This window comes from Thalassospira sp. ER-Se-21-Dark, from assembly GCF_017922435.1.
Lineage (GTDB): Bacteria > Pseudomonadota > Alphaproteobacteria > Rhodospirillales > Thalassospiraceae > Thalassospira.
On the sequence record NZ_VDEZ01000004.1, the window covers coordinates 93,938 to 114,796 of the forward strand.

20 protein-coding genes are annotated in these 20,859 nt (G+C 55.8%); 7 read left to right on the forward strand and 13 right to left on the reverse strand.

Annotated elements, in window-relative coordinates; all coding sequences use genetic code 11:
* The first annotated feature begins 86 nt into the window (after positions 1-86).
* On the forward strand, positions 87-590 hold the full coding sequence (locus FHI25_RS15795) for an Hsp20/alpha crystallin family protein (protein ID WP_210519406.1): 504 nt from the start codon (positions 87-89) through the stop codon (positions 588-590).
* Positions 591-683: 93 nt separating this feature from the next.
* On the opposite strand, the gene FHI25_RS15800 is transcribed toward FHI25_RS15795, so the two are convergent.
* A complete protein-coding gene (locus tag FHI25_RS15800; RefSeq protein WP_210519408.1) occupies positions 684-1,805 on the reverse strand; it encodes a PLP-dependent cysteine synthase family protein in 1,122 nt (373 codons plus the stop codon).
* Positions 1,806-2,037: 232 nt separating this feature from the next.
* On the opposite strand from FHI25_RS15800, the gene fliN reads away from it, so the two are divergent.
* The gene (gene fliN, locus FHI25_RS15805) at positions 2,038-2,340 is read left to right on the forward strand and encodes a flagellar motor switch protein FliN (protein WP_040823589.1); all 303 of its coding nucleotides are present in this window, start codon (positions 2,038-2,040) and stop codon (positions 2,338-2,340) included.
* A 179-nt stretch (positions 2,341-2,519) separates the two neighbouring features.
* A complete protein-coding gene (locus FHI25_RS15810; protein ID WP_210519410.1) occupies positions 2,520-4,874 on the forward strand; it encodes a glucose/quinate/shikimate family membrane-bound PQQ-dependent dehydrogenase in 2,355 nt (784 codons plus the stop codon).
* A 79-nt stretch (positions 4,875-4,953) separates the two neighbouring features.
* On the opposite strand, the gene FHI25_RS15815 is transcribed toward FHI25_RS15810, so the two are convergent.
* The 3 genes from FHI25_RS15815 to FHI25_RS15825 all read right to left on the reverse strand — a co-directional run bounded on the left by FHI25_RS15815 (position 4,954) and on the right by FHI25_RS15825 (position 6,641).
* Positions 4,954-5,721: a tetratricopeptide repeat protein gene (locus FHI25_RS15815; RefSeq protein ID WP_349238027.1), complete on the reverse strand. Its 768-nt coding sequence runs from the start codon at positions 5,719-5,721 to the stop codon at positions 4,954-4,956.
* Between the two features lie 12 nt (positions 5,722-5,733).
* Positions 5,734-6,090: a DUF2794 domain-containing protein gene (locus FHI25_RS15820; RefSeq protein ID WP_008890526.1), complete on the reverse strand. Its 357-nt coding sequence runs from the start codon at positions 6,088-6,090 to the stop codon at positions 5,734-5,736.
* A 125-nt stretch (positions 6,091-6,215) separates the two neighbouring features.
* Positions 6,216-6,641 (reverse strand): hypothetical protein, encoded by a 426-nt coding sequence (locus FHI25_RS15825; RefSeq protein ID WP_210519419.1) that lies wholly within the window; start codon positions 6,639-6,641, stop codon positions 6,216-6,218.
* A 496-nt stretch (positions 6,642-7,137) separates the two neighbouring features.
* On the opposite strand from FHI25_RS15825, the gene FHI25_RS15830 reads away from it, so the two are divergent.
* The 3 genes from FHI25_RS15830 to der all read left to right on the forward strand — a co-directional run bounded on the left by FHI25_RS15830 (position 7,138) and on the right by der (position 10,826).
* Positions 7,138-7,788, forward strand: a complete 651-nt coding sequence (locus FHI25_RS15830) for a tetratricopeptide repeat protein (RefSeq protein WP_210519428.1) — start codon at positions 7,138-7,140, stop codon at positions 7,786-7,788.
* Positions 7,789-7,857: 69 nt separating this feature from the next.
* Positions 7,858-9,192 carry a PQQ-like beta-propeller repeat protein gene (locus FHI25_RS15835; protein WP_246879148.1) on the forward strand — a complete coding sequence of 445 codons (1,335 nt, stop codon included), beginning with the start codon at positions 7,858-7,860 and terminating at the stop codon, positions 9,190-9,192.
* Positions 9,193-9,302: 110 nt separating this feature from the next.
* Positions 9,303-10,826: a ribosome biogenesis GTPase Der gene (gene der / locus FHI25_RS15840; RefSeq protein ID WP_210519438.1), complete on the forward strand. Its 1,524-nt coding sequence runs from the start codon at positions 9,303-9,305 to the stop codon at positions 10,824-10,826.
* A gap of 81 nt (positions 10,827-10,907) precedes the next feature.
* On the opposite strand, the gene FHI25_RS15845 is transcribed toward der, so the two are convergent.
* Together FHI25_RS15845 and FHI25_RS15850 are read right to left on the reverse strand one after the other, a co-directional pair.
* Positions 10,908-11,396, reverse strand: a complete 489-nt coding sequence (locus FHI25_RS15845) for a c-type cytochrome (protein ID WP_246879149.1) — start codon at positions 11,394-11,396, stop codon at positions 10,908-10,910.
* Between the two features lie 144 nt (positions 11,397-11,540).
* Positions 11,541-12,572, reverse strand: a complete 1,032-nt coding sequence (locus FHI25_RS15850) for an aldo/keto reductase (RefSeq protein WP_210519440.1) — start codon at positions 12,570-12,572, stop codon at positions 11,541-11,543.
* Between the two features lie 107 nt (positions 12,573-12,679).
* Here FHI25_RS15850 and FHI25_RS15855 point away from each other — a divergent pair, with 107 nt between their 5' ends.
* Positions 12,680-13,585 carry a LysR family transcriptional regulator gene (locus FHI25_RS15855; protein ID WP_210519442.1) on the forward strand — a complete coding sequence of 302 codons (906 nt, stop codon included), beginning with the start codon at positions 12,680-12,682 and terminating at the stop codon, positions 13,583-13,585.
* Positions 13,586-13,633: 48 nt separating this feature from the next.
* Here the strand turns inward: FHI25_RS15855 and FHI25_RS15860 are convergent, their stop codons facing one another.
* The 7 genes from FHI25_RS15860 to alr form a co-directional block, all read right to left on the reverse strand.
* Positions 13,634-14,347 carry an SDR family NAD(P)-dependent oxidoreductase gene (locus tag FHI25_RS15860; RefSeq protein WP_210519444.1) on the reverse strand — a complete coding sequence of 238 codons (714 nt, stop codon included), beginning with the start codon at positions 14,345-14,347 and terminating at the stop codon, positions 13,634-13,636.
* Positions 14,344-15,804, reverse strand: coding sequence for an amidophosphoribosyltransferase (gene purF / locus FHI25_RS15865; RefSeq protein ID WP_063088372.1), 1,461 nt, complete (start codon positions 15,802-15,804; stop codon positions 14,344-14,346). Before purF ends, FHI25_RS15860 begins: the two co-directional genes overlap by 4 nt.
* A gap of 64 nt (positions 15,805-15,868) precedes the next feature.
* The gene (locus FHI25_RS15870) at positions 15,869-16,555 is read right to left on the reverse strand and encodes a CvpA family protein (RefSeq protein WP_008890535.1); all 687 of its coding nucleotides are present in this window, start codon (positions 16,553-16,555) and stop codon (positions 15,869-15,871) included.
* A gap of 57 nt (positions 16,556-16,612) precedes the next feature.
* A complete protein-coding gene (radA, locus tag FHI25_RS15875) occupies positions 16,613-18,025 on the reverse strand; it encodes a DNA repair protein RadA (protein ID WP_063088371.1) in 1,413 nt (470 codons plus the stop codon).
* Between the two features lie 57 nt (positions 18,026-18,082).
* Positions 18,083-18,859, reverse strand: a complete 777-nt coding sequence (locus FHI25_RS15880; RefSeq protein WP_197147177.1) for an ATP-binding cassette domain-containing protein — start codon at positions 18,857-18,859, stop codon at positions 18,083-18,085.
* 18 nt (positions 18,860-18,877) lie between these two features.
* Entirely contained in the window at positions 18,878-19,651 is a 774-nt protein-coding gene (locus FHI25_RS15885) for an ABC transporter permease (RefSeq protein WP_008890538.1), read from the reverse strand.
* 59 nt (positions 19,652-19,710) lie between these two features.
* Positions 19,711-20,832, reverse strand: a complete 1,122-nt coding sequence (gene alr / locus FHI25_RS15890; RefSeq protein WP_008890539.1) for an alanine racemase — start codon at positions 20,830-20,832, stop codon at positions 19,711-19,713.
* Positions 20,833-20,859 lie beyond the last annotated feature (27 nt).

Here is a 20,859-nt window from a genome sequence, read left to right on the forward strand (position 1 = left end):
GGCATGGTGCCCTGATACGCGTCAAGGTTGCAGCCTGGTCTGGACTGATGGCGCAAGAATACTCGTCTGTAATGGAGGGTACTACAATGACTGGTCTTCAGACTCTAAATGGATCCCGTCGTCCGTCTTCTTCACCGACTTACGGTGATCCTTTCACTCTTATTTCCCGTGACGTTGACCGCATGATCGGTTCGATCTTTGGTCACCGTGCATCCCCATCGGCACAGGTATCTTCCGAAGAAGGCGAAGCGACCCAACCGTTGCTGAGCCCGCGGATCGACATCTATGACGGCGAAGATCACTTTGAACTTTCCGCCGAACTTCCGGGCGTTGAACAGGATGACGTCAATGTCGAAGTGCTTGACGGTGTTCTGACCATCACCGGCGAGAAGAAATTCAGCCGTGAAAGCAAGGATGGCGCCCATGTTGTCGAGCGCAGCTATGGCAGCTTCAAGCGGTCCTTCCGCCTGAATGACACCATTGATGCCGACAACATTACCGCATCCTTCAAGAACGGTGTTCTGTTGCTTACTCTTCCAAAGGTAGCAGAACAGAAGCCCGAACCGCGCAAGATTGCGGTGACTGGCTAACGACTGTCTCTCCTCCCTGAGAAGCTTCCCCTGATAAGACTGACGGGCGGTTTAACCGCCCGTCTTTTTTTTGTGTTCGCAGATTGGTGAGGCTTAGGTTGCCGGGCGCCCGGCATAGCCGCTGCAATGATCAAGCGGCATGTCAAAGAGCCCTGTTTCATCAAAGCGGTCGAGTGCATCTTTCCACGGTGTCAGGTCGATATTCTGTGCCTTGAGCCAGTCGGGATTGTAATAGGTATCGCAATAACGATCCCCACCGTCACACAGCAAGGTCACGACCGACCCGGTTTGTCCAGCCTTCTTCATTTCCGAGATCAGCGACAGGGTCGCGATCAGGTTGGTGCCTGTCGATCCGCCGCAGCGCCGGCCAAGATGCTTTTTCAGGTAATAAAGGGCGGCAAAGCTGGCGGCATCGGGGATGCGATACATGCGATCGACCACGGTCGGGTTGAAGCTGGGTTCGACGCGCGGGCGACCGATGCCTTCAACGCGCGATCCCTTGCTGTTGGTGATCGAACAGTCGCCGGTTTCATACCCGTCATAGAAAACCGAGTTTTCCGGGTCGGCCACGCATAGCTCACAGCCCTGACCAAGGCTTCGGCCATAACGGATATAGCGTCCGATGGTCGATGATGTGCCACCCGTTCCGGCACCAACAATGATCCAGCGTGGGATGGGGTGGGGTTCGCGTTTGAGCTGATCAAAGATGCTTTCGGCGATGTTGTTGTTGCCACGCCAGTCGGTCGCGCGTTCGGCATAGGTGAACTGGTCCATATAATGGCCACCCAGTTCGCGTGCCAGACGTTGCGATTCCTCATAAATCTGGCCGCTGTGATCGACCAGATGGCTTTCGCCGCCATAAAAGGCGATCTGATCGATTTTCTGCTGTGATGTGGATTTCGGCATCACCGCAATAAAGCGCAGGCCAAGAAGGCGGGCGAAATAGGCCTCTGATACGGCGGTGGAGCCACTTGATGCCTCGATGATCGGGGTGTCCTTGTTGATCCAGCCATTGCACAGACCATAGAGAAACAGCGACCGGGCCAGACGATGTTTGAGGCTACCGGATGGATGGGTTGACTCATCTTTAAGGTACAGGCCAATGTCACCAAGCTTTGGCAGATCAAGGCGGATCAGATGGGTATCGGCAGATCGGTTGAAATCGGCTTCAATCGTGCTGATGGCATCGGCCACCCATTGGCGGTCATAAGGCATGAAACATCCTGACGTCTGGTTGGATCACTTTTTGGCCAAGTTTGGCCCGGAATCGTCATCTGTTTAGGGCAATATAATACAAAAAACGACAGTAAAATTGTGCCGGTACATTTTCACAACCGATCAGCAAACGTCGATTTTATCAGATTGGGCTTGCTAACACTTTTTTCAAAGCTCACCTTTAAGATACAAGCTTCACGATTCTTTCGATTTGACGGGATGGCGCGAAATCATGGCTGACGACGATAAGGACCCGTTTAGCGTGCGTATGGGAGCCTCCGACATTGGGGCGGCTTATGATGTGCCTGTGCGTGTGTCAACGGTGATTGGCAAAAGCCAGATCCAGGTCGCGCAATTGATGCGCCTGACCCGTGGTGCCGTGCTTGAGCTGGACCGCCGCGTGGGGGAGCCGGTTGATATCTACGTCAACAACCGACTGGTTGCCCGCGGCGAACTGGTTGTCGTCGACGAAAATCTGGGTGTGACGATTACCGAGGTTGTCAAAAGCGGCATGGTGATCGAAACCCACCACTAATTGCGAACGCACTGCAATCAACGCATCCCACCGGCTCATGGCTGACGGTGGGATTTTTTTGTCCTCGGTGGAACTTGCAAGGTTTTCAGGCGTTTGTGAATAAACCCCTTTGAAGACTCAAGTTCCGGTCCACTGTCTTTGATGACGGTTGGCGACCTCATTTAGCCGAGGGTTACCCCATGATTAATCTAGTGACATCAGGCCTTCTGGCTTTGATCGGTCTTGCACTTTCTGTTGGCGGTGCATGGCTGATTGCGGTCGGCGGGAGTTTCTATTACGCGCTTGCCGGATTGGCCTTCCTGTTTGCAAGCTTTCTGGCCTTTTCACGCAAGCCTGTCCTGTTGCCGTTTTATGGCGCGTTTACAGTAGCAAGTCTGGTCTGGGCTGTGTGGGAGGCCGGGTTTGACTGGTGGCAACTGGCACCGCGCGGCGGGCTGATCATTGTTGTCGGGCTTTGGCTGATGACGCCTGTTTTCCGCAAAACTTTAGTCCGGGCGTCGCAGGATGAGGATGGTGCAAGTGAGAATAAGGCGCCGGTTCGGTCCTTTGTGCTTGAAGGCAGTATCGTCATCGCCGTGATCGTTGCGGTTTATTCGATGATGAACAATCCCAATGCGATCGAGGGCACTCTGCCAACCAGTACGGTTGTCGAGAACCCGCAATATGGCGGGTCTGTGCCCGATGGCGATTGGCATCATTATGGTCGGACGACCTATGGGCAACGCTATTCACCGCTTGATCAGATCAATACCGATAATGTTGCGTCGCTTGAACAGGCCTGGGTCTATCAGACCGGTGATTTGAAACGCGAAAGTGACGTGCCTGAAACCACCTATCAGGTCACACCGCTTAAGATTGGCGAGACGCTGTATCTTTGCACACCGCACAGTTGGGCGATTGCGATTGATGCCAAAACCGGACAGGAAAAGTGGAAATTTGATCCGGGTATTCCGCAAAATCCGGACCGTCAGCATCAGACATGCCGGGGTGTCACCTATTACAAGGACACGGCCACCAACGAAACCGGCCCCTGCACCGAACGTGTGTTCCTGCCGACATCGGATGCACGCCTGATCGCCCTTGATGCGGCAACGGGTGAAGTTTGCCCGTCATTCGGGGATGAGGGCACCGTGCATCTGGAAACCAACATGCCCTACAATCCGGCGGGCTATTATTATTCAACGTCGCCACCGGTTGCCGCAGATGGCAAAATCATCATTGGCGGGGCGGTGAATGATAACTATTCCACCAAATCGCAGTCGGGCGTTATTCGCGCCTATGACATCAATACCGGCGAGCTGATCTGGAATTGGGATTCCGGCAATCCGGACCAAACCGAACCGATCCCCGATGATCAAACCTATACCGCCAACTCGCCCAACAGCTGGTCGGTATCCAGTGCGGACGAGGCGCTTGGCATGATCTATGTGCCGTTGGGCAACAAGGTGCCTGATCAGTTGGGCATGAACCGCGATGAAAATGTGGAAACCTATTCCTCGTCGATCGTGGCACTTAGCCTTGAGACCGGGCAGGTCCAGTGGGTGCGTCAGACGGTGCATCATGATCTTTGGGATATGGATGTACCGGCACAGCCAGCCTTGCTTGATATCACCAACCCCGATGGGGAAACCGTTCCGGCACTGGTCGGACCGACCAAACAGGGCGATATCTATGTTCTGGACCGCCGCACCGGTGAGCCGATCATTCCGGTGACCGAGGTGCCCGCACCTGGTGGCGCAATCCCCGAGGATCATACCGCCCCGACCCAGCCGGTCTCAGGCCTGACCTTCATGCCAGAGCCGCTGACCGGCAAGGATATGTGGGGCATTACCCTGTTTGATCAGATGGCGTGTCGCATCGCATTCCATCTGTTGAAATATGAAGGCCGCTATACGCCGCCGTCTCTGGAAGGGACGCTGGTGTATCCCGGCAACTTCGGGACATTTAACTGGGGCAGTGTTGCGGTTGATCCGGAACGCCAGATCATGTTTGGCATGCCAACCTATCTAGCCTTTACCTCGCGCCTGATTCCGCGGGCCGAGGTGCCACCGCGCGGCAGTGAAAAGGCCAGTGAAATGGGGATTAACCGCAACGAAGGTGCGCCCTATGCCGTTGAAATGGGGCCGTTCCTGTCGCCGCTTGGTATCCCATGCCAGGCCCCGCCATGGGGATATGTTGCCGGTGCCGACCTGCGTACGGGCGAGATTGCCTATATGCACAAAAACGGTACGGTCGAAGACATGACCCCGTTGCCGTTGCCATTCGAACTTGGTGTGCCGGGCATTGGTGGCCCGATCCTGACCAAGGGTGGTGTGGCGTTCCTTGGCGCGGCGGTCGATAACTATTTCCGCGCCTATGACGCAACGACCGGCGAGAAGATTTGGGAAACACGTCTTCCGGCTGGTGGTCAATCAACGCCAATGACCTATGAAACCGATGACGGGACGCAATATGTGCTGATCGTCGCAGGTGGTCATGGATCAATTGGCACCAAGCCGGGCGATTATGTGATTGCCTATAAGCTTGCCGAGTAAGATCGGCCAAAACAGACCTTAAAGCGCACGGGCATCTGAAAGAAATCAGGTGCCCGTGTCATATCTGGCGCTTGCAAGCCTATCCCGTCGCATCAAGGGCGAGGCGTTTTTCAACCCGTTGAATTTCCTCGGGCCGGAGCCTTGGTTCCAGCGCATCCAGTGCGGCCTGCGGGTTCAGTGGTTCTGCCTCGTTGGCACCTTCGGGAAAGGTGATCGGGCCGCTTGCAGCACGCCTTAGCCAATAATAGGCGTCGGCATAATTCTGTTTCACGCCCCAGCCACGTTCAAGCAAGGCACCGAACATGAACTGTGCGGCGTGCATGTTTTCGTTTGCGGCAATTTCAAAGTAATGCGCGGCCTCGACAAAGTTCTGGCGAACCCCGCGGCCATGGAAATACTGCGCGCCGATCATATAGGCGGCATTGGCATTGTGCGGATCAATGCGCAGTGCGCGCTTGAAGTATTTCGTGGCCTGAAAATGATCATAGGGCAGGCCAAATCCGTTGAAATGCATCAGGCCAAGATAATAGGTCGCCCCGCCATGGTTGGTCTTTGCAGCCTTGCCAAACCACTGGGCCGCCATTTCGTATTCAGGCGTCCCCAGATCACCACGAAAATACAGCAGACCCAGCGCATATTGCGCATACGGGTCGTTTTCCTGTGCCGCCAGATGCCAGAAGGACTGCGCACGCACGTAATCCCCAGCCTGATAGGCGTAGTAGCCTGTCTGGTATTCCTTGCTCATGTCAGCTGTATGGCCCGCTGTTGGCAACAGCAGGCAGGCCAGCACGGCAAGTGCGAATAAGGGGTGTCGGCCCGAAAGGCTGGCCGATGAGGGGCTGGTCACGCGTGGGAACCGTCAGGAGTTTGTTTTAAACAGGGGCACGACCTTGCGGGCGCGTTTTTCGATGGCTTCAAGCACATTGACGATTTCAGCGCTTTGTTTGATGCGCTCACCGCTATGCAGGGCAACATATTGTCCGGCATTTTTGTGCTCGTTACCGAGCTTGATGACCGTGAAAAGAGGGGTTTCGTGGGTTGAACGGAAAATCGAAAACATCGCCATCCCGTCCAGATGATCGATGGCATAATCCTTCCAGGCGCCGCTGGCAACCTGTCGGGAATATGTGTTCATGAGTTTCATCAGTTCAGCCCGGTCAAAATGAACAAAGCTTTTGGCTTTGCGGTATTTGGCCAAATCGAACAATGTTCCCATGTGGTACTCCGGCAGCGTGTGTTCGGGGTTGTCCTTTACCACAACGAGAAAATGACAACCTGATGACACGGTAGCGCGGATTGACCGACGCCTCAAGTTTCAATGGATGAAAAACAGACCGGATTCTAGAGGCTGCGCGAACGGGTTGGCGGCCAATCAACTGTTTGCGATCCGGTGTTATAGGGATCGGGTGTGCGATAGCAGCTGACCGCCGCAAGCGAGCGATAGCAATAAAGCGGCGGTTCTGGCACCGGTTCCTTTTTGCAGTACGACTTGCCGTCAATCTTGCGGATAGTCGAGCAATCCTGACCGGTCGATAGCGAAACCGCATGGTCAATCAGGGTTTTGTCGGAATTGATGATGCTGACCACGTCAAAGGCAATATACCACTCACCGCCGGTAAACAGACTGGTGCCGACAACATCGGACATCGTTGTTCCACAGCCCGATACCGTGGACCCCATCAAGGCTGCAAACAGCCCGGCAAGGATACGCTGTCGGATAAGGCGCCGTTTTGCGGGCTTGGTATGTGCAGTCTCGCGACTTTTCATTGTGGTCTCCGTCCGCTCACCGGGCAAATATGACCGATGACAAGTTCAAATCTGTTCCCTTGGCATTTACCAAAGCAAGCCCTGTGCCGAACTGTATCTTTGCCCCCGATAAAACGACATGTGGCACTGATCGTGGGCGTTTTCAGCCCTGTGCATCACCGTCAAAAAGCATCCGGGTGCGGTGATGGTGGCGTTCAAACATTTCAAAGCCGTTTAAAACCGGCGATGTCGTGGGGAAAATGTGTGTTTGGCAGGCAATTCTTTCCCGTTGGGTTTGCTGTGCCCGAATTGGGCCACATGGCGCTGATATCAGCCATGAAACGGTTATTGCGATCCCGCTTAATCCGAGGGCGGGGCAAAATAATCGTCGGAATAACCGGAATGGTGTCGAGCAGACTTGACCCTGTACCCGCTGGCGCGTTAAATCCTTGCCAGAAATTTTTCAGATAAGCGGGCAGGTTGCCCGCTTTATTGTGACCGGATTGGAGCCGTTTTCGTGGTTGATATTTTCCAGGAAGTCGAAGAAGACCTTAAGCGTGAACGCAGCGAAGAGCTGTGGCGCAAATACGGGAAATACGTGATCGGCGTTGCAGCAGCCATTGTGCTGGGTGTTGCCGGTCGTGAAGGCTGGAAAACCTATGAAACCAGCACCAGCATCGAAAACGGTACCCGTCTTGCAAATGCCGTAGAACTGGCACAGGACAGCGCAACCGACGAAGACGCCGCATTGGCCGCCCTTGATGCGATCATTGCTGATGGCAATGCCGATTTTGTCGCGCTTGGTCATTTCCAGAAGGCAGCGGTTTACCTTCGCGCGGACGCAACGCCGTCTGCAATCAGCGAACTCGAAGCGATTGCCGGTAATTCCGACATTGATCAGGTTTATCGTGATCTTGCGGTTGTTCAGATCGCAATGAACAGTGCCAGTGCTGAAAACGCACAGGACCTGATCACGCGTCTTGAGCCGATCGCCGTGCCCGAGAATGCGTGGTACTACTCTGCACGTGAAATGATTGCACTTTTGCATATTGCGGGTGGTGAGGTCGAAGCTGCCAAACCGCTTCTGACCGAGATTGCTGATGATAACAGTGCGCCGGCCGGAATGCGCGCACGGGCAAGTGAAATTCTCAAGGCTGTTGGTGCCTGAGGTTCTTCGGGCATCAATGGATCGCAACCCGCGATCCATATGACGTGAGTTTTTTCAGGGGATACGGTTTTGACCACACGCGGTATTAAGTCACTTCTTTGCGTAATCGGCCTGACGGGCCTTTTGGCAGGGTGTTCAAGCTGGCTTGGCGAGGCAGAAGATCCGCCGCTTCCGGGGGAGCGTATTTCTGTCCTTGCCCTGCAAAGCACGGTTCAGCCCGACATTGAACTGACCGACCAGCGCGTGATTTTGCCTGAACCCGAACCGATGGTCGACTGGCCGCAAAATGGCGGCTATCCGAGCCACGCACTCCATCACGTTGCGCTTGATAACGATGTTCTCGAACAGGACTGGTCGATTGATATCGGCGAAGGGTCGATGGATGATAACCTTCTGCTTAATCAGGCGATTGTCGCGCGGGGTGTGATCTTTACCATCGATGCCAGCGCCGAAGTCCGTGCCTTTGCCGCAACGTCAGGCAAGGAAATCTGGTCGCTTGAACTCGCCCCTGAGGACGAAGAAGACAGCACGCTTTTGGGCGGTGGTCTGGCCTATGAGGCCGGAGTTATCTATGCCACGACGGGCTTTGCCGAAATCATTGCCATTGATGCGCCAAGTGCCACGATCCTTTGGCGTCAACAGGTCACAGCACCGATGCGTTCTGCGCCGACTGTGCGCGGTGGTCGCGTCTTTGCCATTACCATCGATAACCAGACTGTCGCGCTGAATGCGCGCACCGGTGAAACGCTTTGGAACCATCGTGGTGCGTCCGAGGGCGCGTCCTTTATCGGTGGTGCCAGCCCGGCGGTGGATCAGGGCGTTGTCATTTCGGCCTATTCGACGGGCGAACTTTATGCCCTTCGTGTTGAAAACGGTCAGGTGATCTGGTCGGATGCGCTGGCGGCCGCCGGCCGTACCGATGCGGTGTCGGCGATTGCCGATATTCGCGGCCTGCCGGTGATTGATAATGATCTGGTGATCGCGACAAGCAACTCCGGTTTGACGACCGCGATTGACCTTCGCACCGGGGTTCGTGTCTGGGAACTTGAGGCCGGTGGCATCCAGTCACCGTGGGTGGCCGGCGAATATGTATACCTGCTAACCAATACAAATGACTTGATTGCCTTGCGTCGACGCACCGGACAGGTTAAATGGGTGACCGTTCTGCCCCGTTTTACCGATCCCGAGGATCAGGAAGGCCCGATTGTCTGGACAGGGCCGGTACTGGCCGGTGACAGGTTGATCGTTGGTAACGAGCAGGGCGAAGTAATGACTGTTTCCCCTTATAGCGGTGACATTCTTGGTGAGGACGAAGTATCCGGGCCAATTACCCTGCCGCCATCTGTTGCCGGTGACAGTCTTTACTTCCTGACTGCGGATGCCGATCTAATCGCATATCGCTGATCAGGATACAGTTTTAGGCAAGGCGATTTGCCTTGCAGGATTTGCGATGCGCCGTGGGACAATGTGCCCACGGCGCATAACGCCTTTTATTACGAGAGTCTGAAAATCAGATGTCGCTGAAAGTTGCCATTATCGGTCGCCCCAATGTCGGGAAGTCGACCCTGTTTAACCGTCTGGTCGGCAAAAAGCTGGCGCTTGTGGACGATCAGCCCGGTGTGACCCGTGACCGCCGTTATGGCAAGGCACGCCTTGGCGATATGTCTTTTGACATTATCGACACCGCCGGTCTGGAAGAAGCGTTTGATAATTCCGTCGAAGGCATGATGCGCCAGCAAAGTGAAAAGGCGTTTGAGGAATGCGATGTTGCGCTGTTCCTGATTGACGCCCGTGCCGGTCTGACGCCGCTTGATAACCATTTTGCCGATTGGCTGCGCAAGCGCGAGAAGCCGGTCTATGTCATTGCCAACAAGCACGAAGGCCGTGATCAGGATCCGGGGCTTTATGAGGCCTATGGCCTTGGCCTTGGCGATGTTGCGCCGATCTCGGCCGAGCATGGCCTTGGGATCGAGTTGCTTTATGACATGCTTGAGCCGCACTGGAAGGAATGGAAAGACCGCGAACGGGTCGCCAGACAACATGCGCGCGAAGCCGCGCAGGAAGCACTGGACGAAGCCCGTGCCGAAGTAGATTTCGACGATGAAGACGGTTTTGCCGATGACGAGGGTGAGGTCTTCCCGTCCTACGAGATTGAATTCAACGAGGATGATGAAGACGAAGACGGCGAACTGATTGTCGAAGGCGCGCGGGACAATTCGAAAATCCAGTTGGCGATTGTCGGCCGTCCGAATGCCGGTAAATCAACCCTTCTGAACCAGTTGCTTGGCGAAGAGCGCGTCATGACCGGGCCGCAGGCCGGGCTCACCCGTGACTCGATCGCGGTCGACTGGTCCTATGAAGGCCGCCCGATCCGTCTGGTCGATACCGCCGGGATGCGCCGCAAGAAGAAGATCGATGACCGCGTTGAAAAGCTGTCAGTTGCCGATACGCTGCGCGTGATCCGCTATGCGCAGGTCGTGGTTCTGATGCTTGATGCGACCAATACGCTTGATAAGCAGGACCTGACGATTGCGCGTATGGTGCTTGAAGAAGGCCGTGCACTGATCATTGCGGTCAACAAGTGGGATGCGATCATCGACAAAAAGGGCGTTATGCAGGAACTGCGTGACAAGCTTGATACGTCCTTTGCCCAGGCCAAGGGTATTCCGGTTCTGACCTTCTCGGCCCTGACTGGTCGTGGCACGGATCGCCTGATGCCGACCGTTCTTGATATCCACGATATCTGGAGCCGCCGCATCCCGACCTCGCAGCTCAACCGCTGGCTTGAAGCAACCACCGAACGCCATTTGCCGCCGGTTATTTCCGGGCGTCGTATTCGCCTGCGCTATATGACCCAGGCGAAATCACGTCCGCCAAGCTTCTTTATCAACTGCTCCAAGGCGGCGGAACTGCCCGAAAGCTATACGCGCTATCTGATCAATGGTCTGCGCGAAGATTTCGACATGCCGGGCGTTCCGATCCGTATTTACCTGCGCAGCAGCGACAACCCTTATGCCAACAAGAAAAAGAAACGCTAGTTTCGACCTGTTGCCAAACACAACAAAGCCGCCCGTCGGAAACGAGGGCGGCTTTTTCGTGCCAGATAGCTGCGCAAGACCTTATTCGAACGCGGCAGACGGGCCGTTATCAATGATTTCCTTGATATGGTCGGGCAGGTCTTGTTCGGTGAAGCCTTCCTGAATTTCGCGGCTTTGGACAAAGGCGAAAATGTCTGCGATGTCCTGGCCGGAAAAATCAATCTGATAGCCAAGGTCGGCCTGCTGCAGGGCCAGCATCTGCGGTGCGCCGCGCCACATGCGGGCAAAGAATTCGAACGGTTCGCGCGCGATGTTCATGTTTGACGCATCAAGGCTGGTGGCGACATCGCTGCCGACATTGTTGACCGAGTGACAAATCACGCATCCGCGCTCCGCAAACAGGGCCTTACCGCGTTTTGCATCCATTTCCGGCATCGTAGTCGCCGAGGACCCGTTCCCGCCTGCCTGCGCCTCTGTGGTGGTCTGCAGGGTTATGGGTGTTGCAATGATCAATGCCAAGCCAACAGCCCCCAACGGGGCAAGGATGCAATTACGAAGCGCCTGTTTCATGGCAATACCCAGATTGATTGTTGCGGATTGAGGCCATGCTAACGACCCGGGGCGGGTAAATGCAATCAATTGATGGTGCTTGTAAATTTTAAATATTTTCCCGGGTGAGCGGTGGGGGAGAACACCCGGGAAAAAGACCCGGTATCAGGCGGGCGGATTAAGCAGGGCAAACCCGTCCTGTATGTAATAGGGGTAGTGTGGATAGGGTGGCATGCGTTCACTCACCTTGTTCAGACGGGCGATCTGATCGTCGTTGAGTGACCAGCCAACGGCGCCAAGGTTATCGATCAGCTGTTGCTGATTACGCGCCCCGATGATCACCGAGGAGACGGTCGGGCGTTGCAACAGCCAGTTGATCGCGATTTGCGGCACGGTCTTGCCGGTTTCACTGGCAATTTCGGTGAGGACATCGACGATGTCATAAAGCGTTGCGTCGTCAACAGGTGGGCCGAACTGACTGGTTTCGTGCAAGCGGCTTTGGGCCGGGATCGGGGTGTTGCGGCTGATCTTGCCGGTCAGGCGGCCCCAGCCAAGCGGGCTCCAGACCATTGCGCCAAGGCCCTGATCCTTGCCGAGCGGCATCAGGTCCCATTCGTAGTCACGACCAACCAGCGAATAGTAAACCTGATTGGCGACATAGCGTGACAGCCCATGGCGTTCGGCAATCGACAGCGATTTCATGATCTGCCAGCCGGCAAAGTTTGACACCCCGATATAGCGGATCTTTCCGGCCCGGATCAGTTCATCAAGGGTGACAAGAACTTCCTCGATCGGTGTGTGGGCGTCAAAGGCATGAAGCTGCAACAGATCGATATAATCGGTGCCAAGACGTGAAAGCGCCTGTTCGGTGCCGGTAATCAGGCGACCACGTGCGGTTCCGTAATCATTGGGCCCTTCACCCATCGGCAGGCCGAGTTTGGTCGATATCATCACTCGGTCGCGCCTTCCCTTGATCGCCTGACCGAGAACGGTTTCAGACGCGCCATCGGAATAGACATCCGCACTGTCAAAAAGGTTCACCCCATGTTCAAGGCAGATATCAACCAGTGATGAGGCCTCTTTGGCATCTGTCGTTCCCCAGTTCGAAAAAAGCGGGCCTTGCCCGCCAAAGGTACCGGTGCCCAGTGACAGAGCAGGAACCCGAAGGCCCGAGTTACCCAGTTGTCTGTATTCCATATTCAATCTCCTGACAGGTGATCGTGTGAACTGCTTGGGAATATGGACAGAAGATCTATTTTCAACTAGTAAGACCTAAGGAACATTATTTGTGAGTTGAATTCCACATGGTGCGTCTTGACACAAACCGTTCCGGGGAAATGGAAGTCTATGTCCGCGTGGTCGAACGCGGCGGGTTTTCTGCGGCGGCACGTGATTTCAATATGACGCCATCAGCCGTCAGCAAGCTTGTTCGACGGCTTGAAGGCCGCCTTGGCGTGCGGTTGCTGAACCGCTCGACCCGGAAATTGCAACTCACCCCCGAAGGTCAGCGGTTTTATGACCGTGCGGTCAGTGTTCTGGCAGATTTGACTGATGCGGAGGACGAGGCCGCAAGTGCCGTACAGCCGCGTGGCAAGCTGCGCGTTACGGTAAACCTGCCCGTCGGGTTGCATCGTATCTTGCCGCTTGTTCCAAGGTTTCAGGCACAGTTCCCTGATATCGATCTTGATATTACGGTCAGTGACAAGGTCGTCGATTTGTACGAGGAACGGGCCGATGTCGCTATTCGCAGCGGCCCTTTGCAATCGTCAGGCCTGATCGCACGCAAGCTTGGGCAATGTCCGATGGTGATTGTCGCATCGCCGGACTATCTGGACGCGTTTGGTACGCCGCATCGTGTCGAGGATCTAAGTGATCATCGATTGATTGGTTATAACTTCCCGCGCGCGATCAGTGAGTGGACATTTGATGATCACGGGAAAATCAAAACCGTCATGCCCGGTGGCAAGGTCTGCGTCGGGGATGCGGAAAGTGCGCGTCTGTTGACAGTTGCCGGTGGCGGCATTGCGCGGTTGGCGGCTTTTCATGTCAGGGACGATGTGGCAGCCGGACGGCTGCGTGTGTTGCTTGCGGCGTTCCAGCCCGATGGCGGAGTTGATATTCATGCGGTTTATGTCGGGCAGGGCGGGTTGATGCCAGCGCGTGTGCGGGCGTTTCTGGATTTCTGTATTGAAAATGTCGATCTGAACTGAAAAAGGCCGGGGAAAACCCGGCCTTTGAATTTGCTGTCGATCCGAAACTTAGTAAGCGTTGACCACTTCGCCATGTTTGGTGCAGCTGGCGTCTGCCAGATCGACAAACACGTCGGTGATGCTTTCGGGTGTCGGAAGCGTTTGGGGATCTTCGCCCGGATAGGCTTCGGCGCGCATTTTGGTGCGGATGCGGCCCGGATTGACCAGATTGACTTTGACCTTGGTCTGTTCGAGTTCCTGCGCATAGGACAGAACCAGGCTTTCAAGGGCTGCCTTGGTCGACGCATAGAGGCCCCAGAAGGCACGACCCTTGCTTGATGCGTTCGAGGTCACGAAGATTGCCCGGCCAGCATCAGACAGCTGCAGGAGCTTGTCCGTGGTGCGGATCAGGTGGAAGTTTGCCGTAACATTGGTGGCAAAGGTGTTCTGGAATACCTGCGCATCAATGTGGCCGACCGGGGCGATTTCGCCCAGAAGGCCGGCATTGCCAACCACAATGTCCAGCTTGCCAAACCGCTCATAGATCGTCGGACCCAGCATGTCGATCTTGTCAAACATGGTCAGGTCAAGCGGCAGCAAGGTGATCTTGCCACCGGCATCGGTCACTTCGTCACTGAGTTCTTCAAGCGCGCCGACATTACGACCAATCGCAATCACATGCGCGCCCTCGGCGGCAAAGCGTTTGGCAACCGCACATCCGATCCCGTGCGACGCCCCGGTGATCAGGGCAACGCGACCTTCAAGACGTTTGGTATCGGTCATGCAGACTGCCTTTCAACCAACTGGCTGAGCTTGCGGTCCTTGTTTTCGGCGTTGTGATCGGTGAGCTTGATCGGGTAGTCGCCGGTGAAGCACGCATCACAGAATGCCGGATTATCGTTGTCACGGCCTTCAAGGCCGGTCGCACGATACAGGCCATCAATGGTGACAAAAGCCAGGCTGTCGACGCCGATGATCTTTGCCATGCTTTCGATGTCGTGATTGGCCGCCATCAGTTTGTCTTTGGACGGGGTATCAACGCCATAGAAGCACGGGTTCATGGTCGGCGGGCTGGTGATGCGCATATGCACCTCTGCCGCACCGGCCTGACGAACCAGATCAACAATCTTGGTCGAGGTGGTGCCACGCACGATCGAGTCATCGACCAGAATAACGCGCTTGCCCTTAAGCTTGCCGGGGTTGGCGTTATGTTTCAGCTTCACGCCAAGGTGGCGGATCTGATCGGTCGGCTCAATGAAGGTACGCCCGACATAGTGGTTGCGGATGATGCCCAGTTCGAACGGAATACCGCTTTCCTCGGCATAGCCAAGGGCGGAAGGCACACCAGAATCCGGGATCGGCACGACAACGTCGGCATCAACAGCTGATTCACGGGCCAGTTCGCGACCGATATGCTTGCGCACGTCATAGACGCTGGTGCCTTCGACGATGCTGTCGGGGCGGGCGAAATAGACATGCTCGAAAATGCAGAAGCGCGATTTTTGCGGCTTGAAAGGCTTGATGGAGCGCAGGCCATCATCGGTGATTTCAACGATTTCGCCCGGTTCGACGTCGCGGATGAATTCCGCGCCAACGATATCAAGGCCAACCGTTTCCGATGACAGGATATAGGCGTCATTGAGCTTGCCCAGAACCAACGGACGGACACCCAGCGGGTCCCGCACACCGATCAGTTTCTTCTGGGTCATGACGACCAGCGAATAGGCACCTTCGACCTGACGGACCGCATCGATCAGGCGATCGACGATCTTTTCATAGAGGCTGGTTGCGATCAGGTGAATGAAGGTCTCGGTATCCGAGGTCGACTGGAAGATCGACCCGCGTTTGACAAGGCGTTCACGCACCGCAAGCGAGTTGGTCAGATTGCCGTTATGGGCAATCGCCAGACCACCGAATTCGAAATCGGCAAAAAGCGGCTGCACGTTGCGAAGGCCCTTGCCACCCGCCGTCGAGTAGCGGACATGGCCAACCGCACGGTGGCCGGGCAGGCTTTTGATGACATCTTCTGAACCAAAGATATCGCCAACCTGGCCGGATGCCCGGTGTGCCGGAAAATCTTCGCCGTCATAGGACACAATGCCTGCGGCTTCCTGTCCGCGATGTTGCAGCGCATGCAGGCCAAGGGCCGTTAATGCCGTTGCATCGGGGGAGCCAAAAACGCCAAAGACGCCACATTCTTCACGTAGCTTGTCGTCATCAAATGGATTGGTGGTCAGCATGAGTGGGTTCCGCTCTCTCGCCGGTGGCGCACGGAATTCGTTATTCTTACGAAACCCACACGCCTCACTCGTTAGTGGTCGCCTCAATCAGGCGATCCAAATCATCGCGCGAGGGCCTTGTATACCCGTTTAGGGGCGCGGGTCCAGTCCCTTTTGGTTCCGGACCAAGAAGTTGGCGATAGGTTTTTTCGTTCGCATCGGCCTCACGCTGAGCGCGCTCAAGCTCTTGCGCCGTGGTATCGAAAATTTCGTCAGGTGCCATGCGCATAATGAGGAAGGCACCTTCTTCCAGAACCGGGCGGGTACGGGCATCACGGACCCAGTCGGGCTGCGAATCTGCTGGCAGCAACCAGGACAGCGCCAGGAAACCGATACAGACGATCAGTGCCCCGCGCAAAAGGCCGAATACAAAGCCAAGCGTGCTATCGAGACTATCGAGGCCGGAATTCTGAACCGCCCGGCCAATGCGCCCGCTGATGAACGAGAAAATCAAAAACGAAATCAGAAACAGGCCAACCCCGGTTGCCAGATCGGCAATCAGTTCGGACGGGATCAAATCCCGCACATAGGGCCGCGCAACCGGATAGCCATAAAGCGCGACAAGCCCGGCCCCGACCCAGCCCATCATCGAAAGGGTTTCGTGGATAAAACCGCGGAAAAAGGCAAAGATCCCCGATATCAGCAAAATGCCGACAACAATCAGATCAAACACATCACGTGCGCCAAGATCGGGAAGGGCGGAGAAATCCATTTATGCGTAAACCTTGTTCGTCAGTCCGGGTGGCGGGCGAGGTCGCGGTAAAGGCGTTTAATACATGCCTTCGCGCGGACGCACCTTGTCGCGGACATCGTCGCCGAAGAGGTTTACCAAATCCTGAAGATGGCCGATTTCGGTCTGATTGAGGCCCTTGATCGACATCTTCTTCTTGCCTTGTGTACCATTCTTGGGGGTATAGGCATTGCCAAAGCCAAGTTTGGTGGCTTCTTTCAGTCGCGATTCGAGCTGGCCTACCGGGCGAACTTCCCCTGAAAGACCGATTTCCCCAACAATCACCGTCTCGCCCGGAACCGGCGCATCGGCGACCGCTGAAATCAGTGCCGCCGCAACCGCCATGTCGGCGGCGGGTTCACCCACCCGCAAACCACCGGCGACGTTAAGGTAAACATCAAACTGGCTCAGCGGCAGGCCACAGCGGGCATCCAGCACCGCGAGGATCATGTTCATGCGCGCAGAGTCCCAGCCAACGACCGCACGGCGCGGGGTGGCAAGGGCCGATTGCGCCACCAGCGCCTGAATTTCCACCAGCATCGGGCGCGTGCCTTCAAGCCCGGCAAAAACCGCGGTGCCGCTGACCGGGGAATCGCGATCAGCCAAAAACAGCGCGGACGGGTTGGGGACTTCGACCAGTCCCGCATCACCCATTTCAAACACACCGATTTCATCGGTCGCGCCGAAACGGTTTTTGACTGCACGCAGGATGCGGAACTGATGACCGCGTTCGCCTTCGAAATACAGAACCGTATCGACCATATGTTCCAGCACACGCGGACCTGCAATCTGGCCTTCCTTGGTGACGTGACCGACAAGCAAGACGGCAAACCCCTTGCGCTTGGCAAGGCGGATCAGTTCCAGCGCACAGGCGCGAACCTGCGACACCGTGCCCGGCGCACTATCAAGGGTGTCGGCATACATGGTCTGGATCGAGTCAATTACCACCACGTCATGGCTACTGGCTTCAAGGGTGGTAATGATGTCACGCAGGCTGGTGGCAGCGGCAAAATCGACCTTGGATTTTTCAAGGCCAAGGCGGGCGGCGCGCATGCGGACCTGATCAACGGCTTCCTCGCCCGAGATATAGGCGCATTTATGTTTGGCAGCCATCGCACCGACGGCCTGAAGCAGGATGGTTGATTTACCGATCCCCGGATCCCCGCCGACTAACAGGGCGGAACCCGGTACAAGCCCGCCGCCACACGCACGATCAAGTTCGGTGATGCCGCTTATGATGCGTTTGGGGCTGGCGCTTTCGCCTTCAAGGGCGACGAATTCGATGGTTTTGCCCTTGGCACCGCCGGCAATCCCGCCAGTGGCCTTGGGGCCGCTTTCAACGCGTTCTTCCTCGATACTGTTCCATTCACCGCATGCGTCGCAACGCCCGGTCCATTTGCGGTATTCGGCACCGCAGTTCTGGCAGATGAAACGGCTTTGGGTTTTGGCCACAGAATGCTCCGCAGATCAAAGAAGTGTCAGTAATGGCGTATGTCGGTCAGGTAACGCTCAGAGATGCTTGAGATCAAGTTCAAGCGGACCTTCGATATCACCGGCAACGAATTGTTGCAAATAGGGGTTATCGGACGTGTCGATATCAGCAACCGGCCCATCCCAGATGATCTTGCCCTGATAAAGCATGGCAACCCGATCAGCGATCTTGCGCGCGCTGGCCATATCATGGGTGATGGTCATCGCACTTGCACCCAGTTCACGGGTGCATTTGACAATCAGATCGTTGATGACATCGCCCATGATCGGGTCAATGCCGGTGGTCGGTTCGTCAAAGAACAGGATTTCGGGTTCCGTCGCGATGGCACGCGCGAGGCCCACACGTTTTTGCATGCCGCCCGAAAGTGATGCCGGGGACATTTTGGCGATATCAGCCGACAGGCCGACGTCTTCAAGCCGGGCAATGGCAAGATCGCGGGCTTTGGCGGGTTTCATGCCCTGACCTTCGATCAGGCCAAAGGCGACATTTTCCCAAACGGTGAGCGAATCAAAAAGGGCAGCCCCCTGAAACAGCATGCCGGTCTTTGCCAGCATGGCATCGCGTTCGGCCTGTGATGCGGTGGTCATTTCGACCCCGTCCACCTTGATCGAACCCTGATCCGGGGTAAGAAGGCCGAGAACGCATTTCAGCGTAACCGACTTGCCGGTGCCCGATCCGCCGATGATGGCAACTGATTCACCCTTGGCGACATCAAGGTCGACACCCTGAAGCACCTTTTTCGGGCCAAAGCCCTTGTGAACGTTGCGAAGCGATATCTTGGCTGTGTTGCTCATGATCCTGTCAACCGGCCCTTATCGCGTGAAGAACAGTTCGGTGACGATATAGTTCGAAATCAGGATCAGGATGGAACTGGAAACAACCGCATTGGTCGTTGCCTGACCAACGCCCTGTGCGCCACCCCGGGAATGATATCCGTGATAGCAGCCCATCAGCGTGATGATAAAGCCAAACACGGCGGCCTTCACCAGACCCGATACCACATCAAGCTGTTCGAGATACTGGAACGTGTTGCGGATATAGGAACCGTCATTAAAGCCAAGCTTGTTCACGCCCACCAGATAACCGCCCATCACCCCGATGATATCGCCGATCAGAACCAGAACGGGCAGGGTGATCAAACCGGCAATCACGCGCGGCACAACCAGATATTTGAACGGATTGGTCGACAGGGTCACCAGCGCGTCGATCTGTTCGGTCACACGCATGGTGCCGATTTCTGCGGCAATCGCAGCACCCACACGGCCAGCGACCATGAGGCCAGCCAGCACCGGGCCCAATTCGCGGGTCATGGAAATGACAACCACGGTCGCAACCGCACTTTCGGCCGAAAAACGGGAAAACCCGGAATAGGATTGCAGCGCCAGAACCATCCCGGCAAACAGGGTGGTCATGGCGACAACCGGCAAGGAGAAATAGCCGATTTCACGCATCTGTTTGAAAATCAGGCGGAAATAGATCGGCGGTGTGACCATGTGGCCGATGGTGCGACCCGCAAATACCGTGACGCGACCGACAAGGGCCAAAAAGGTCAGAAACATATGGCCAACCGGCGCAAAGATCGGCATCTGTACTTCGAAGTCCCCTGTTATCGACCTGCCGGAATTGTCTGGCTGGCTATTATGATTTAGCTCTCTGTATAAACCCGCCGGTAGCGATGTCCAAGAGAAGTTAGAATTTCATAACCGATTGTACCAGCAGCAGATGCAACGTCGTCAACCGTCATCTTGTCATCAAGAAGCGACACCATATCCCCGGCCTTAAGCGTTTTGCCCGGAAGGTCGGTAATATCAACCGTGATCGCATCCATCGAAACACGCCCGACATAGGGAACTTCGTGCCCCTTGATGATCAGCTTGCCGGAATTGGACAGTGAACGCAGCCAACCATCAGCATACCCGACTGCTAGGGTGGCGATTTTCGATTTGCGTTTTGCCTGCCAGGTGCCGCCATAACCAACTGTCTGCGGTTCGTCGATTTCGCGGACCTGAAGGACTTTGACCTTAAGGTTCACGACAGAACGCATCGGGTTGGTGGTTTCAGGCGTCGGGTTTCCGCCCCAAAGGGCGATGCCTGGGCGGCAGAATTCAAGATGGTAGTCATCATTGCGGAAAATCGCCGACGAGTTACAGAACCCGCGCGGGGCCGGCGGCAGGCGACGATACCATTTCATGAACAGGTCGTACTGTTCCTTGGTGACCGGATTTCCGGCCTCATCAGCCGCAACCGGGTGGGTCATGTAACCGGCCTTTTCAAACCCGTAGAGCAGGGATGAATAGCGGTCGACAAGGTTGCTGACATCAAGTGGCGTCAGGCCAAGGCGGCTCATGCCGGTATCAAGATGGATAAAGGCCGGAGCCGGACGTTCATATTCGCGGCACAGGTTTGACCAGCGTTCGATCTGTTCCAGATCGTTCAGAACCGGGATGACGTCATTTTCAATAAAGAATTCCTCGTCACCGGGCAGGACACCGTTCAGAACCGCAATGCGACCACCACCACGCAAAACCGGGAACAGTTCGGCGGCTTCGTTGGCTTGTGCCACAAAGAACAGCCGGCATCCCTGCTTTTTCAGGACCGGGACGATGGTTTCGGCGCCAAGGCCATAGGCATTCGCCTTTACCACAGCCGCACAGGTGCGCCCGGTATAGCGTTTGGTCAGGGTTTTATAGTTGTCGGCAACTGCTTTCAGATTGATTTGCAGTTCCGCGCACTCGGCAGCACGGCCGACGGCGGGAAGAACGGTCATTCGTAATACCCCGTGGAATCCGTTGGT